The sequence below is a fragment of the Deinococcus sp. QL22 genome, assembly GCF_023370075.1.
GTDB lineage: Bacteria > Deinococcota > Deinococci > Deinococcales > Deinococcaceae > Deinococcus.
Window position 1 is genome coordinate 2144257 of sequence record NZ_CP097149.1, and the last position, 15796, is coordinate 2160052.

A 15796-nucleotide genomic window follows, 5' to 3' on the forward strand; every position below is an offset into this window, starting at 1 on the left:
CGGCTTGCCGCTTTCGGAGATTCACCGGAGAACAGAAGCGAGAAAAGAATATTTCGCGCAGAAACACAGCAAAGACAAGGGCAGACCCACACCCGGCAGCCTGCCTCTGTAGTGTTAAGCTTAAGCGCGTTTACACCGGTAGAGCTTGACGCTTCGGCCTTTCAGGGTTGTCTCCTCGCCAGCCTTCACCATCTCCCCGGCGTGGTCGTCGCTGGTATCCAGCAGCAATTCCCACTCGCCGCAACTGTCGAGGTCAGGCAGTTTGAAAGGCAGATCGACATAGGTTCCCGAGAGCAACAGCAGGAGGTCGTCGTCGCGCAGGGGATTGCCCTCAGCGTCCACGTCATCCAGCCCGTCGCCGTCCAGGAACATGCCCAGCGATTGGGTCTGGGGGTTGTACCAGTCCTCGTCGCTCATCTGCTGGCCGTCGAAGCGCAGCCACACGATGTCACTCACGTCTTCGCCGCGAATGGTGCGCCCGCTGAAAAACTTGCGGCGGTGCAGCGCCGGGTGCGCCTTGCGCAGCGCGATCAGCTTGCGCGTGAAGGCCAAGAGTTCCTCGTCGATGTTGGCCCAGTCGTACCAACTGATCTCGTTGTCCTGGCAGTAGGCGTTGTTGTTGCCGCCCTGCGTACGCCCCAGTTCATCGCCGCCCAGAATCATGGGTGTGCCCTGACACAGCAGCAGGGTCGCCAGCAGATTGCGCTGCTGCTGGCGGCGCAGGGCATTCACTTCCGCGTCGTCAGTTTCGCCCTCCACGCCGCAATTCCAGCTCTTGTTGTCGTTGTGGCCGTCCTGGTTGCCTTCCCCGTTGGCGTCGTTGTGCTTCTGGTTATAGGTTACCGTGTCGCGCAGCGTAAAGCCGTCGTGGGCGGTCACAAAGTTGATGCTGGCATACGGCTTGCGCCCGTCGTTCTGGTACAGGTCGCTGCTTCCGGTCAGGCGGTAGCCGATGTCGCGGGCCAGTCCGCCCTCGCCCTGCCAGAAGGCCCGCATATCGTCGCGGTAGATGCCGTTCCACTCGGCCCAGTTGACCGGGAAGTTGCCCACCTGATAGCCGCCCTCGCCCACATCCCACGGCTCGGCAATCAGTTTGACCTGCCCGATGATCGGATCCTGATGGATGATGGTAAAAAAGCCCGAGAGCTGGTCGACTTCGTGCAGGCCGCGTGCCAACGTACTGGCGAGGTCAAAGCGGAAGCCGTCAACGTGCATATCCGTGACCCAGTAGCGCAAGGAATCCATGATCAGTTGCAGCGTTTGCGGATGGCGCACGTTCAGGCTGTTGCCGGTGCCCGTGTAATCAAAGTAAAAGCGCGGGTTTTCGGCCACCAAGCGGTAATAGGTAGGGTTGTCGATGCCCTTGAAACTCAGGGTCGGCCCCATGTGGTTGCCTTCGGCGGTGTGGTTGTATACCACATCCAGAATCACTTCTATTCCGGCGGCGTGCAGCGCCCGCACCATGTTCTTGAATTCGGGTACGGCCCCGGCTGGGTCGCCCCGCCGCGCCGCCGCCGAATACCGTACATCGGGGGCAAAGAAGCTGAGGGTGGAATAGCCCCAGTAGTTGGTCAGGCCCTTGTCGAGCAGAAAGGGGTCGTCGAGGTGCTGATGCACGGGCAAAAACTCGATGGCCGTGATGCCCAGGTCTTTGAGGTATTTGATGACGGGCTCGGTGGCCACGCCCGCATAGGTGCCGCGCAGGGCTTCGGGCACCTCAGGGTGCGTCATGGTCAGGCCTTTTACATGCGCCTCGTAGATCACCGACTGGTGAAAAGGCACGTTGGGCTTGGTGTCGCCGACCCAGTTGAAGCCGGGATCGACCACGATGCCCAGCGGTGCGCCGCGCTGTTCCCCGGTCTGCATCACGTCGTCGGAGCCGCCCGGCACGTAGCCGAACACGCCTTCGGCAAAGCGTTCGGTGCCGTCCAGCGCCTTGGCGTAAGGGTCGAGCAGCACCACGTTAGGATTAAAACGCAGGCCTTCTTCGGGGGCGTATTCGCCGTGCACACGGTAGCCGTAGCGTTGGCCGGGGTTCACGCTGGGCAGGTAGCCGTGCCATACGAAAGCAGTCTGTTCCCGAATCGGAATGCGGGTTTCCAGGCCCCCTTCATCGAACAGACACAGTTCTACGTTCGTGGCGTTTTCGGAATACAGGGCAAAGTTGGTGCCCTGACCATCCCAGGTAGCCCCCAGTGGGTAGGGTTTGCCGGGACGAATCTTGGGCGGCGCTGAGGCCTGATCGGACTGTTGTGGGTTAGAAATCGCGGTCATAGTTTGGCTCTCTTTTCTGGGCCGAATACTGTACCCAGAGAGGGGATATGGATGGGATTGATCAGGGGAAGCCACTGAGTTGTCTGCTGGGCTGCCGTCTGGCTTGCCGAGTGGCCGTTCAGCAAATAGCGCCCCAGCACAGGCACGTCAGGGCAACTTTTACCCTAGTGGAAACGTTACCAGAAAGCTTTTTTGCTCTCATAGGGCAACCTTACACAACGCTCCATTCTCAAGAACATCTCAGGAGCCTGCCTAGACGTTTTAGGGGTGGGACGGGGAGGCGAGGGTGGGTAGGCTTTGGGTGGAACTCATCTTCTGTGCCCAACAAAAAGGCCCGCCGAGGCGTCTTGCCCCGGCGGCTTAATTTGGAGCGTTGAGTGGCTGCGTGGATGGGCTCTAGAAGCCGAGATTGCCGCGTGGCCCCATCAGGCGGGCCAGTTTTTCGGGTGTCCAGAGTTCGTAGGTGTACATGGGGTACTGGCGCTTAAAGCGGCCTACCTTGTCCCACACTTCCCGCGACTCAAAGGGCACCACCAGCAGCAGCCTGATGACGCTGTCTTCGGCGTCGTACACATAAAAATCAAAATAGAACGACTGCTCGCCGCCGCGTTCGGTAAACAGTGGGAAGGCAAATGGACGGTAGCGCCACGCCTTGTTCTTGTCGGTCAGGATCTGGGCGGCCACACGCTTCAGGTTGCTGTCGGCAAACGTCAACAGTTCTCCGTCGCGGTCTTTGAACGTTTTGGCAGGGTCGGGCGCGTCCAGTTGCACCCGCTTCAGCTCTGGCAGCGCCTTTTTGCCATTGATTCTGGGTGTAGGGCGGCGGTTGGTGGTTTTGGAAAACCCACCCTGCGAGAAGCTCCGCCCGCCTTCTGAACGCTGTGCGCCCCCGCTGCGTCCGGCTGGAGCGCGGTCATCGCTGCGTTCCTCGCCGCTGCGGACGTCTCCATCTCTGGCGTCCGGGTCACGGCTCCCCGCCCCGCCCCGCATTCCGCCGGGTCTGGAGCCTGTGGGCCGCACCCAACCAGACTTGGTGCCCGTTTTGGTCGACCTCAACTTAGAAGGCCGTGCGCCCGCTTTGGCCGCTCCTGCTTTGGCCTTCCCACCTGACTTGGCTGGCCCGACTTTTACGATGTCAGTTCGGCCAGAGCTGGAGGTGGGTCTGCCCGAATCTGGCCGCCCCGAATCCGTGCGGGCCTCGGTCTGAGAAGGTCGACTTCTGGCGCCGTCTCTCTCTCTGGCTGGGCCTGCTTTTCCTGAACCTGCCGCTGAGCCTGACTTAGAAAAACTGTTTTTTGCGCCGAAGCGTGAGGCACCGGCGCGGGCGCTCCCTGCCCTCCCCGTGCTGGTACTCTTGCCGCTTCCGGCGCTACTGATTTCACTGCCGCGTGCAGTGGTGCGCTCGCGGACAGGGGTGGTGTTTTCGCGGGTTGCCCCGCCCCGCCCCTGTGCCACATTGCGTTTTGGGGCGCGTCCCCGAGATCCCTTCTTTGGCCCCGTCATCCGGCCAGCATAGCCTAAAGGCGGTCAGTGGTTGGTGGTCAGGGGCCAGTGGGAACAGATGAGAGGTCAAGGATTGCCCCTGACCTCTGCCGTTGTTATTAAATTTTAGGAAATTTAGGCGCTGTGGTAGTGGTGGAAAATCAGATGTTTGCCCTTTCCACTCACCACCAACTGTTCTTTTTACTTCGCCAATCCCCGCACCACGCTCAGATCCACGAACTTGTTCAAATCCGGCACGTCCCGCGCAAAGCCTGCTTCTTTGTTCAGCTGCGCGTATTCGGCCAGCGTTTTCAGGTTGATCTCCCAGGTGACGCGGGTGCGCGACAGGGCCTTGAACAGTTCGGCGGTGTTGGGGCGCTTGCCCGTAAAGCTGTAGATCTGCTCGGCAATCGACTTTTGTGCCCCGGCGTTGCTGCCCTTAATAAAGTTGATGGCGGCGAGGTGACCCCGCAGCAGATCCTTCACCGCTTCAGGGTTCTGCGCGGCGTATTTGGTGTTCACGACCAATACGGTGGTGGTGTAGTTGCCGCCTTCCCAGATGGCCTTTTCGTTGGCGATCAGCTTCGCGCCCTGCGTTTCCATCACTGCGCCCCAGGGTTCCTGCACCAGCGCGGCGTCCACCTGTTTGGCGGCAAAGGCGGCGGGCATGTTGGCCGGGTCAATGGGCACAATCGTGACATTGCCGCCCTCATCGGTGGCTTTCAGGCTGTTCTGGTGCAGCAGGTGGCGCAGGCTGATGTCCTGCGTGCTGCCACGTGTGGGCACGGCGACCTTCTTACCGCTCAGGCTCTTGACGCCCTTCCAGGCCACGTCGCCGCGCCCCACCAACACGGCTCCGGCGTTGGCTGCGCCTGCCATCACCTGAATCGGCACGCCGCGCATAAAGGCGTTCATGGCGGGGCCGGGGCCGACGTAAGCCGCGTCAATCGCGCCCGCTGCAAAGGCCTCGTTGATCTGAGAACCGTTGGCAAATTCCTTGACCACCAGTTTGACGCCGCTGCCCAGTTCTTTCTGAAACAGGCCGCGCTGCACGGCCACCAGTCCGGCGGCGTGGGTCACGTTGGGAAACACGCCCACGCGGAGTTCTTTGGCCTGCTGTGCGCTGGCCTGGGTTCCCAGCACAGGGGCCAGCAGCGAGAGGGTCAGGAGGGAGAGAGGAGCAAGCTTCATGAGGCACAGAATAGCAGATAAGTTGAGTAAGTTTGTAAACTAGTAGGACTTCTGCCCGCCTTCATAGGTCATTTTGCTTCCCCTCCCTTCCCGCCCATCCGCCTACAATCGGGGCGTGACGGTTGCCGCTTCTAATCTTGCCAAACTCCTGCCCGCTGCCCCGGTGGGCAATCTCGTGTTGCTGCCGCAGGTGGCGCGTGCGGCCCTGTTTTCAGCCCACAACGGCCCCGCCGTGCTGCTGACCACCCCCGACCGGGCGGCCCTGTACGGTTCGGCGGGCGTGCTGGGCGCACCCGTGACCGTAAATCCCGGCTTGCGCGACTGGGACACCCGCCACGAGCATGTAGTGCTGGACGTGAACACGGCGCTGGACTTGTTTCCCGCCCGCCCAGACGACCACGCCCTGAGCCTGCGCGTGGGCAACAATTATCCGCGTGAGGAATTGCTGGCCCGTCTAGAACGTCTGGGCTACGAGCGCGATGAGGAACCCGGATACCAGTTGCGCGGCGACACCGTAGAACTGCGTCTGGAACCCGGTGCAGGCGTGCCAGCCGACGCCGAAGCGGTCTGGATTCGGGCCGAATTCTTTGGCGACGAGTTGGACACCCTGCGCCAATTGGTTCCCGGTGAGATGACTGGCGACAAGATCAAGGACTTTGTGCTGGAGCCCACCGCCGACTACCTGACCGACGTGAAATGGGACGCCACACGGCTAGAACTCTTACCGGGCCGCGTGTTCTTGGACGCCCCAGAGTTCTACGCGTCCTCGCTTGGCCCCCTCACCGATGTGCTGTGGACGCGCCTGCGGGGGCGCGAAGTCACGTCGTTTGGCCGTGCCCCGCTGGAACTGACCGACTTCGACCTGGGCCTGACAGTGCTGCCGTTCTACCGCGCCCGCCTGAGCGACCTGGAGCGGGACATCACCGAGTGGCGCGGGGCGGGCTACCGAGTCCTGATCCTCGTGCGCCATGACCGCACGGCGGCGTATCTGGCCGACAAACTGCTGAACACGCACGAAATCCCTTGGCTCAGCATTCCCCGCGTGCCGGAGGGCGGCCTCGGCTTCCTGCGGGCAGCGGGCGAGGGCGGCTTCGTGATTCCCGAACACCGCACCGTCGTTCTCACTGAAGACCTGATCTACGGCTTTCAGGGCGGCAGTGCGCTGCGCGGCAAGCGGCTGAACGGCAAACCCGTCACCGACGCGCTGGGCCTGCATGTGGGCGACTACCTGATTCACCCTGAACACGGCATCGGGCAGTTTCAGGGCCTGGAGACGCGCACGGTGCTGGGCGTCACGCGCGATTACCTGAATCTGGATTACCGCGCAGGCGCACGCCTCAGCGTTCCAATAGAGCAATTGCCTGTGTTGCGGCGGCATCCCGGCACCACCGACGACCCGCCCGTGCTGAGCAGCTTCGACAAAAAGGACTGGGCGCGGGCCAAAGAGCGGGCACGCAAAAACGCCGAGGAAGTGGCCGGAAAACTGCTGGTGCAGTACGCGGCCCGGCAGGTCACGCCCGGCAACAGCTTTCCGCCGCAGCCGGAGTGGGATTCGGTGGTCGAGGCCAACTTCAAATTTGAACTCACCGCCGATCAAAAAACCTCATTAAAAGAAACCATGCGCGATCTGGAGGCTCCCAACCCCGCAGATCGCCTGATTTCCGGCGACGTGGGTTTCGGCAAAACCGAAGTGGCCCTGCGTGCCGCCCACCGAGTGATCGGGCACGGCAAACAGGTGGCGATCTTGGTGCCCACCACCCTGCTGGCCGAGCAGCACACCTCTACCTTCGTCGAACGCTTCAAGAGCCTGCCCGTGCGGGTGGAAGGCCTGTCGCGCTTTACGGGCGACAAGCAGGCCAAAGCGATTCTGGGCGAGCTTGCTGCGGGCAAAGTGGACATCATCATCGGCACGCACCGCCTGCTCAGCGCCGATATTCAGTTCAAAGACCTGGGCCTGATCATTGTAGATGAGGAACACCGATTCGGCGTAAGCCAGAAGGAAAAACTGCGTGCCCTGCGCGGGATGCCGGATACAAAAGACGGCAAACTGGACATCCCAGAGGGAACGAAGGCAGTAGATACGCTGGCGCTCTCGGCCACGCCCATTCCCCGCACGCTGTACATGAGCATGGTGGGCCTGCGCGACATGAGCAGCATCCAGACACCGCCGAAGGGCCGCAAACCTATCCAGACTATCCTCGCGCCCTTCGATCCGGTTACCGTGCGGGACGCCATCCTCTCGGAAATCGAGCGCGGCGGCAAGGTGTTTTACATCCATGACCGCATCGCCTCCATCGGCGCACGCAGCCTGTATCTACGGAACCTGATTCCCGAGGCCCGAATTGGGGTGGCCCACGGGCGCATGAACGAAGAAGAATTGGAAGAAATCATGATGGGCTTCGAGCAGGGCGCGTTCGACGTGCTGGTGTCCACCACCATCGTGGAAACTGGGCTGGACATTCCCGAGGCCAATACCATCCTGATCGAGCGCAGTGACCGCCTCGGCCTCGCGCAGCTCTACCAGCTTCGGGGCCGGGTGGGACGCCGCGCCCAGACTGCCTATGCCTACCTGTTCTATCCGCCGCGCATGACCGAAAACGCTCAGCGCCGCCTGTGGGCTATTGCCGACCTGCAAGACCTGGGGAGCGGGCATTTGCTGGCCGAAAAAGATATGGAGATTCGCGGCGTGGGCAACATTCTGGGCGAGGAGCAGCACGGGCACGTGCAGGCCGTGAGCATCGACGTGTACACCGAGATGCTGGCCGAAGCGGTGGCCCGCCTGAAAGGGGAGAAGACCAAAGCGCCTGCCAGCGTGTCCATTGATCTCCCCATCAATGCCCGCCTGTCGCCCGAATACTTTGCCACGCCGGAAGGGCAGCCCGACGACGAGGCCCGAATTGCCGCCTATGGCCGCCTATCTGAAGCCCGCACCCTCCAAGCCGTGAGCCGTGTAGAACGCGATCTCCGCAAGAAGTACGGCCCGCCCAGCCCTGAAGTTCAGAACTTCATCGACCTCTCCAAACTCCGGATGACGGCCCTCGCCAAACGCGCTCTCAGCATCGGCGAAACCATGACGCACCTTCAGATCACCTTTGCTTACAAGTCGCTGGATTACGACGCGGCAGGCCTGCGGAATTACCCACACCGCACCGAAGTTCAAACCTTTCCGCCCAGTGTCAAGCTGGAAAAACGCGGGATTAAGCCCGACGATTACGCCCGCACTCTGATTGATCTTCTAGGCTATTTCGGCTGATTGTTACCTACAGGCTGAGCTTTAACATCCTCTTCACGTCTATCATATAACTCCATTATTTCTCAATGTTCCCTACAGTTTGGGTTTAGATATGGGGCCTTTGCAATCGGTTTCATTTAAGGTTTGTGGCATGACGCTGAACGCTGATGCACTTTCACACCGCCTGAGTTGGCGCGGTGTCTTCGCTGGCCTGGTAATGGGCCTCGTTTCTACACTCACTATCGTCGCTCTGGGAACCGTCATCACTGCTCTGACAGGGTTGACGCTGTCGGGCGTGGGCATTGCCGCCGCCATCTGGACAGCCATTGCCGCCCTTGTCGGCGCATACGTGGCAGGCCTGACCGCAGTCCGGGCCAGCGCGCCCACCACCCGCAACAGCGACGGCATCGCCGCCATGACCCACGACGACGCCACCTTGACCGGGCTGGTCACGGCGGGTCTGCTGATCCTGCTGTCCACCCTGTTCGCCCTCAACAGCGCCAGCCGCCTGATCGGAACCGCCAGCAACGTGGTGGGCAACGTCGCCAATGCTGCGGGCAACGCTGCCGGAGCTGCTGGAACGGAAGTCGCCCAGAACGGTGGGGGCGTCACCAGCTTCCTGAGCGGCATCAACGAGGACGACATCAGCGAACTGATCGCCTCTAACAGCGACGACCTGAGTGAAGAGCAGGTAGACGCCGCCAGCAACGTTGTGACGGGCATTTTCCGCCGCGCCCAGTACGACCTCGGCCAGCAGGATCTGGGCAACATCACCGACTTTGCCGCTGCCCGCGTGACCGCCATCAAGAACGCCCTGACCGGCGACCAGTTCGTGACCCGCTTGGAGCGCCAGGGCCTCAGCAACGCTCAGGCTCAGGAAGTCCGTACCAGCGTAACCACCGAAGTTGACCGCCTGGAGAAGCAGGCCGCTGACGTGGCCCAGGCCGCCGAGCGTACCGCCCGCACCGCCGCCAGCACCGCCGGTTGGGGCTGGTTGTTGGGCGCCGGCCTGACCCTGCTCGCCAGCATCTTCGGTGCCCGCAGCGCCGCCACTCACCGCGTCGTGCCCGTGACCACGAACACCACCCGCCGCTAAGTACAGCCTCTCACTCCTCGTCTCCAGCCGTCCGGCTCCGCCCCGATTTGGGATGGAGCCGGATTGTTTTGGGTCTTGGATGGTTTGGGGACTCTGTTCTTTATGCTGTAATCAGGCAGTGGCTGAAACACTTTGGTGATGCACAGGCTGACGACGTATCACCGCCACCTCTTCAGATTATTGTCGATTGATCTGTCTTCCCTACCGCCCTTCCCGCGCATGTTCCAGCAGTTCCCCGGCGATTTGCAGGGCGGCGGGGCCGAGAGGCGAGCGTTCCACGCCGATTAACGTTGCCAACTTGTCGCGGCGCACGCTGCTGATAAAGCCCCAGCGTTCCAGGTCGCTGCGGTGGGTGCGGGCGGTTTCGTCGCGCAAGAGGCGCACGGCTCCGTCGTAATAGCCGGAGTTGAAGGCAGCGCGGGCACGCTTTTCCTGTTCCAGCAGGCCCAGACCTCGTGTTGCCAGCAGCACCCGCCGCGCCTCGGTCTCGCCGCCAAAGCCGTACAAACTGTCCAGGGCATACACCGCTTTGGGAAACCGCAGACCCGCTGTGCTCCGCCAGGCGTGAGGGAGCCGGATCTCAAACTCGGGCCAGGTGTGCGAGTGCGTCAGCAGCGCGGGATAAAGCAGATTCAGGGCCACGTCGCGGGCATCGGCCAGGGCCAGCAGTTGCTCCTGCACGCCGTGGCCGGGGCCGGTGTAGGTGGCGTGCGCGGTATTCAGGCGCTCTGTGGCGCGGTGCAGCAACTCCGAGCGCCATGCGGCCAGTTGCGAGGCGTTCAGGTTCCATAAGGTGCGCTGAATGCGGCCATAGAACCCGGTGGGATCGTAGGCCACCCGGCTCGTTGCCAGCAGGGCCAGCGGCGCTTCCTGCCGGGCGGCGTCCCAGTCGCGCCATTCTTCCAACTTTTCGTAGGGCCAGCGGTTCACGGTAATTCCGGCCCGCGTTTCGGTCTGCGCCGACAGCAGGCCACGCTCGAAGGTCACGAATGTGGGCTGGCTGCCCGCCCAGGCGTTTTCGGTGCCGAAGCTGCCCGCCTGAGCTACCGCCCGCACCTTCCGGTCAGAAACGAGGCGCTCGCTGATCCGTTCTGGAGTCAGTCGCTCGCCTGTCCAGCGGTCTGCGGAACCTTCTTTGTCTTGTCTTGCTTGTGTCACGCCTGCCCCCTGACTCTCAGAATAGGCGGCGGGCGCGGAGAAAACCGTAAGTCGCGTTTTGGTCGGAGTTTTCTAAAGAAGGGTGACGATCTCAGCCTGCCGCGAACTCTGCAAATTCGTAGCCGTAGCGTCGGCAAAACTCGTTCAGCCGTGCCAACGTGTCTGGGTCACCGGGCAGGCCCTGCAACGGCAGGCGTCCTGCCGCCGCTTCCTCAAAAAACTGATCCATGCCGCCCGGCGAAAACAGCAGCAAAAAGTGCGCCGCCTCTGCCCCCAGATTGGACGGCTGATGCACCGCCCCACGCGGCACGAACACACAGGCTCCAGCAGGCGCGTGAAAGGTCTGGTCGTTCACTCGAACCTGGAGTTCGCCCTCCAGCACATAAAAGGTCTCATCGTGCTGGTGGTGGATGTGGGGGCGCGGGCCGGGAGAACCGGGGGGCATCACGTTGTCGTGCAGGGTGTACGCGCCGCCCGTGAGCGCGGTGGGCAGCTTCAGAACCATCTTGCCGCCCACCGGATTAAGCAGGGCTTTTCCGCCGTCTGGGGCGATGAATTCACCATGAGTCTGGGCTGTCATACGGCCTCGCTCCGATTCCCGAACATCCGCAACACCACCGGATGCTCGTCCATCTCTGCCAGCCCGCATTTTTTGCCACTCGCTCCGCTTGGATTCGTCTTCGACTCATCGCAATGGTTTGTCATACGGCCTCGCTCTGCCCCTGGCCGGGAAGTCGTGCGGCGCGGCAGGAGTCATCTCTTATCATGCGCCTCCTGACGACGGAAACACCTACTCCGTTCGCTCTGCCCCAGTTTCCCCATGAGCGTCCTGCAATTTGCGCCAGCGTTCCGCTACCCGCGCTTCCCAGCCCTCGCCGGTGGGGGCGTACAGGCCCAACTGCACGCCGTCTGGTAGGTAATCTTGCTCAAAACTCCCCTCTGGGTCGTCAAAATAGTAGGCGTAGCCTTTGCCGTAGCCCTGCTGGCGCATCAGCCCTGTGGGGGCATTGCGCAGATGCAGGGGCACAGGTAAGGTTTCGCCGTCCCGCACAGCGTCCAGCGCGTTTTTCCAGGCCACATACACGCTGTTGCTTTTGGGGGCCAGCGCCAGATACACCACGGCCTGAGCCAACGCCAGATCGCCTTCCGGGCTGCCCAAAAATTCCACCGTATCGCGGGCGGCAATGCACAGGCGCAGGGCTTGCGGGTCGGCCAGCCCGATGTCCTCGGCGGCCATCCGAACTACGCGGCGGGCCACGTACATCGTGTCTGCGCCGCCCTCGATCATGCGGGCCAGCCAGTACAGCGCCCCGTCCACGTGGCTGCCGCGCACACTTTTATGCAGCGCCGAAATCAGGTTATAAAAATCCTCGCCGTTTTTGTCCATCGCCGGAAGATGCTTGCCAAATGCCTCGGTGATGGCTTCGGGCGTTACGGGATCGGCAAGGCTGGCGGCCACTTCCAGCGTACTCAGGGCGCGGCGGGCGTCGCCTTCGGCCAGGCGGGCCAGCAGTTCCAGGGCTTCGGGCTGGGCAGTTACTCCCGGCAGCCCGCGTGGGTCAGAGAGGGCGCGGTCTAGCAGTTGCCGCACTTCTTCCTGCGTGAGCGCCTGCAACACCAGGGTACGGGCGCGGGAACGCAGGGCCGGATTCACCTCGAAACTGGGATTTTCGGTGGTTGCGCCGATCAGGGTCAGCAGGCCCGATTCCACGTGCGGCAGCAGGGCGTCCTGCTGGGCCTTGTTGAAGCGGTGAATCTCGTCCAGAAACAGAATCGTGCGCTGGCCCCGGCCCCGCAGGCGTTCGGCTTCGGCGGTGGCCTCACGGACGTCCTTCACGCCCGCCGACACTGCCGAGAGCGGAATAAAATGCGCCCCGACTTCGCCCGCCAGCAGGCGCGCCAGCGTGGTTTTCCCCACCCCCGGCGGCCCCCACAGGATCAGGCTGCCCAGGCGCCCCGACGCCAGCACCCGCGTCAGGGGTTTGCCGGGGCCGATCAGGTGGGACTGCCCCACCACTTCGGCCACCGTGCGGGGGCGCAGGCGTTCGGCAAGGGGCGCGGGCGGGTCGAACAGGGTCACGCGCCGGAGTGTAGCGGGGCGCGGGCGGAGGCAAGGTGGCGAAAGGTGGGAAGGCGACTAGGTTGACGGGTGTCTAAGGGTCGAAAGGTCTAGGGTCCAAGGCGCAGATTGACGGCGCTGGGTGGTGGGGCTGCCCTTCCCATCTTTCCCACTGCCCCCACTCCACCAACATGCCATGCTCTTACGCATGACCTCTGCGCCTCACGACTCCGCGCCAACCCATCCCAGTTCAGATATTGCCGAAGCCTACATCCGGCTGGCTCACAGCATAGACGCCCACCTGGAGGGCTTTGTGGACGGCTACGGTGGCCCGCCGCAGTGGGCTGACCGGACGGTGCGCCAGCCAGCCGATTTGAGGGCCGAAGCTGAAGCGCTGCTGGACGCTGTGAATAGAGTAGAAGACACGGCCCGACGTAACTTCCTGACCGTGCAGGCGCGGGCTATGCACACCCTGACCGGAATGCTGACGGGCCAGCAGTTGCCCTACGCCGAGGAAGTGCGCGGCCTGTTCGACATCGACCCCGTGCGGTCAGAATTCGGTGTACTGGACGAAGCTTTGGCAGCGTTGGATGCGGCTTTGCCCGGCAGCGGCAGCCTACTGGAGCGTGAAGAAGCCTTGCGGGCGCGAGTCGCCCTGCCCAAATCAGAAATCTTGCGGGTGGCCGCGCCGATTCTGGATATCTTGCGCGAGCGCACCAGGCAGCGTTTTGGCCTGCCAGACGGCGAGAACTTTTCCATAGAACTGGTCAGCGACAAACCCTGGGGCGGCTACAACTGGCCTTTGGGCAATCTTCAGAGCCGAATAGACATCAACACCGATTTGCCTGTGCTGCTGCCCACCCTGCCCGATCTGCTGGCGCACGAGGGTTACCCCGGCCACCACACCGAACACGCCACCAAAGAGGCCAAATTGGTGCGCGGGCGCGGCTGGCAGGAACACAGCATTCAACTGCTGAACGCGCCCGAATGCGTGGTCAGCGAAGGCATTGCCGTGAATGCCCGCGCCGCGCTGATGTCGCGTGAAGAACAGGATGAGTGGCTGACGGGTGATCTGGCTGTTGTGGCGGGCCTTGACCCCGACGACATTCGCGCCTTTCAGCACGCCAGCCTTGCCCGTGAGCAATTGAAGGGCGTGTCCGGCACGGCGGCCCTGATGCTGCACGCAGACCGTCTGCCCGAAGCCGAGGTGCTGGACTTCCTGATGCAGTACAGCGTGGCCCCGATTGAACGGGCACGCCAGAGCCTGCGCTTCATCTCGCAGCCCACTTTTCGGGCCTACATTTTTACCTATAGCGTGGGCGGCGAACTGGTAGAGGGTTGGATGAGGCGGCAGGGCAGCGCAGGATTTGCCCGCCTGCTGAACGAACCCCTGACGCCGGGGCAACTGCGGACAGAAGTGGTTTAAAGCAGACCATGATCCCGGAGGGCTGCCTGTGCGGCCCAGTACCCCCCCATGCCGTGAATCCCCCCACCGGGGGGCGTGGCGCTGCTGCACAGGTACACGCGGGTATCGGGCGTGCGGTACGGCGTGGGCGTGGGCCGGGGCCGGGCCAACAAGCCCCACAGATCGCCTTTGCCACCGTTCACGTCGCCTCCCTCAAATACCGGACTGAGTGCCTGAAGTTGGCGGGCATTGGTCGTCGTGCGCCCCAGAATCAGGTCACTGAAGCCGGGGGCGGCGCGTTCGATCTGCGCTTCGATGGTGTCGGCGTAAGTGTCGGGCGTATTCGGCGGCACATGGGCGTAGGCCCAGAAGGTGTGCTGGCCTGCCGGAGCGCGGGAGGGGTCGAACAGCGTGTGCTGCGCGGCCAGCACATAGGGGCGTTCGGGCAAACTGCCACGTGACACGGTGGCTTCGGCCTGTGCGATGGCTTCCAGCGTGCCGCCCAGATGCAGTGTGCCTGCCCGCCCCAGCGCCGGATCGCGCCACGGCACCGGCCCCGACAGCGCGTAATCCAGTTTCAGAATGCCGCTGCCGTAGCGGTAGCGCCCCAGCCAGCGGCGGTAGGCGGGCGTGGCCGCGTTGCCCAGCAGGTGCAGCAACACACGCGGGCTGGAATCCACCAGCACCACGCGGGCGGGGGGAATAGCTTTCAGGTGCTCCACGTTCACGCCCAGTTGCACCTCGCCGCCCAAAAAGCGCAAATACGCTATGAGTGCATTGGTCAAACTCTGTGCGCCGCCGCGAGGAAACGGCCAATTCACCGCGTGGGCCAGCGTACCCAGCATCAGGGCCGCCGCGCCTGTGCCGGGAACCGACAAAGGTAGCGTGCCGTGTGCGGCCAGTCCAGCCCACGCTGCACGCGCTTCAGGAGTCTTTAGAAGTGTGGCCCCCAACGTGGCAGACGGCACGCCCCGTAATCCAAAGCGGGCCAACGTGAGCGGGTGTTTGGGCAGCCGGGGCAGGGGCCGCAGCACATCGTCCAACATGCCTTCCCAGCCTGCCAGCATCGGCCCGAACAGCGTGCGCCAGCCTCGCCCCCCCGCGCCCAAGCTCTCGGCGGTGGCGTCCAAACTCTGCTCGATCACCACGCCCCGTCCATCTTCCATCACATGCCCAAAGGGGGCAGGCGGCGTGATCCAGTCCAGCCCGAAGGCGTGCAGCGGCCAGTTCCGAAAGGCGGGCGAGGCCAGTCCCAGTGGGTGAATGGCGCTGCCCACATCGTGCGTGAACCCCGGCAGGGTCAGCGCCGCGCTGCTGAGGCCGCCGCCGGGTTGGGCGTTGCGCTCCAGCACCAGCACCCGCCACCCGGCCCGTGCCAGCGTGACCGCTCCGGCCAAGCCATTCGGCCCCGACCCGATGACGATGGCGTCCCATTCGGCAGATTTGGGCGCGGCGCTGGCGGTGGGGGGCATGGGGGGAGTGTAGAGCGTGGGGAGTGGGGCGGGTTGAGTCTGGGGTCAGAGTAAATAAATCCCTAGAGAAAACTCCCATTCCCTCCGTGTATGTTCCTCAGATCGGAAGCAGCGGTAAACCGCCTGAACTGGAAGTGATGTCGGAATTGGGAGAGGAACGGGGCGGCGGTACTCCTCTGCAAGCTCATCAAAGGCCGCAGCATCGTTGAGTACATAGAGGCTGGGTGGTTCCGAATCCTCGCCCAAGTTCGTCCACAATGCGTCTGACCAAAGGGTGAGATCGTTGCTTTGGCCCAGCGGTAGATAGAGAATCGAACGCCGGGAATGGGCGTCGGGTGCCAATGTATGCAAATGCCGATGCGCCCGCTCAAAGACGGCCAAGCAAATATCAATCACCTCGGCCCCACGAAGACCATGACTCCACCCG

The 15796-nt window shown here is 63.0% G+C and carries 11 protein-coding genes; 4 read left to right on the top strand and 7 right to left on the bottom strand.

Annotation, left to right across the window (positions count from 1 at the left end; genetic code table 11):
* Nucleotides 1-120: 120 nt before the first annotated feature.
* Complete coding sequence (gene glgX, locus M1R55_RS10755) at nucleotides 121-2274, bottom strand: glycogen debranching protein GlgX (protein WP_249391764.1); 2154 nt, start codon at nucleotides 2272-2274, stop codon at nucleotides 121-123.
* A gap of 396 nt (nucleotides 2275-2670) precedes the next feature.
* Nucleotides 2671-3294 carry a hypothetical protein gene (locus M1R55_RS10760; protein ID WP_249391765.1) on the bottom strand — a complete coding sequence of 208 codons (624 nt, stop codon included), beginning with the start codon at nucleotides 3292-3294 and terminating at the stop codon, nucleotides 2671-2673.
* On the opposite strand from M1R55_RS10760, the gene M1R55_RS10765 reads away from it, so the two are divergent.
* A complete protein-coding gene (locus M1R55_RS10765) occupies nucleotides 3284-3481 on the top strand; it encodes a hypothetical protein (protein ID WP_249391766.1) in 198 nt (65 codons plus the stop codon). The two genes, M1R55_RS10760 and M1R55_RS10765, sit on opposite strands and share 11 nt — an antisense overlap.
* Nucleotides 3482-3957: 476 nt before the next feature.
* Here M1R55_RS10765 and M1R55_RS10770 read toward each other — a convergent pair whose 3' ends face one another.
* Nucleotides 3958-4947 carry an ABC transporter substrate-binding protein gene (locus M1R55_RS10770; RefSeq protein WP_249391767.1) on the bottom strand — a complete coding sequence of 330 codons (990 nt, stop codon included), beginning with the start codon at nucleotides 4945-4947 and terminating at the stop codon, nucleotides 3958-3960.
* A 115-nt stretch (nucleotides 4948-5062) separates the two neighbouring features.
* Between M1R55_RS10770 and M1R55_RS10775 the strand changes: the two genes are divergently transcribed.
* Complete coding sequence (locus M1R55_RS10775) at nucleotides 5063-8200, top strand: DEAD/DEAH box helicase (RefSeq protein WP_249391768.1); 3138 nt, start codon at nucleotides 5063-5065, stop codon at nucleotides 8198-8200.
* Between the two features lie 130 nt (nucleotides 8201-8330).
* Nucleotides 8331-9275, top strand: coding sequence for a hypothetical protein (locus tag M1R55_RS10780; protein ID WP_249391769.1), 945 nt, complete (start codon nucleotides 8331-8333; stop codon nucleotides 9273-9275).
* A 201-nt stretch (nucleotides 9276-9476) separates the two neighbouring features.
* Here the strand turns inward: M1R55_RS10780 and M1R55_RS10785 are convergent, their stop codons facing one another.
* From M1R55_RS10785 to M1R55_RS10795, 3 genes are all read right to left on the bottom strand, one after another.
* Entirely contained in the window at nucleotides 9477-10376 is a 900-nt protein-coding gene (locus tag M1R55_RS10785; RefSeq protein ID WP_249394194.1) for a hypothetical protein, read from the bottom strand.
* Between the two features lie 148 nt (nucleotides 10377-10524).
* A complete protein-coding gene (locus M1R55_RS10790) occupies nucleotides 10525-11013 on the bottom strand; it encodes a cupin domain-containing protein (protein WP_249391770.1) in 489 nt (162 codons plus the stop codon).
* A 210-nt stretch (nucleotides 11014-11223) separates the two neighbouring features.
* Nucleotides 11224-12513, bottom strand: coding sequence for a replication-associated recombination protein A (locus M1R55_RS10795; protein WP_249391771.1), 1290 nt, complete (start codon nucleotides 12511-12513; stop codon nucleotides 11224-11226).
* Between the two features lie 187 nt (nucleotides 12514-12700).
* Between M1R55_RS10795 and M1R55_RS10800 the strand changes: the two genes are divergently transcribed.
* Nucleotides 12701-13918 carry a DUF885 domain-containing protein gene (locus M1R55_RS10800; protein ID WP_249391772.1) on the top strand — a complete coding sequence of 406 codons (1218 nt, stop codon included), beginning with the start codon at nucleotides 12701-12703 and terminating at the stop codon, nucleotides 13916-13918.
* Here M1R55_RS10800 and M1R55_RS10805 read toward each other — a convergent pair.
* Nucleotides 13915-15369: an NAD(P)/FAD-dependent oxidoreductase gene (locus M1R55_RS10805; protein ID WP_249391773.1), complete on the bottom strand. Its 1455-nt coding sequence runs from the start codon at nucleotides 15367-15369 to the stop codon at nucleotides 13915-13917. The genes M1R55_RS10800 and M1R55_RS10805 overlap by 4 nt on opposite strands.
* Nucleotides 15370-15796 lie beyond the last annotated feature (427 nt).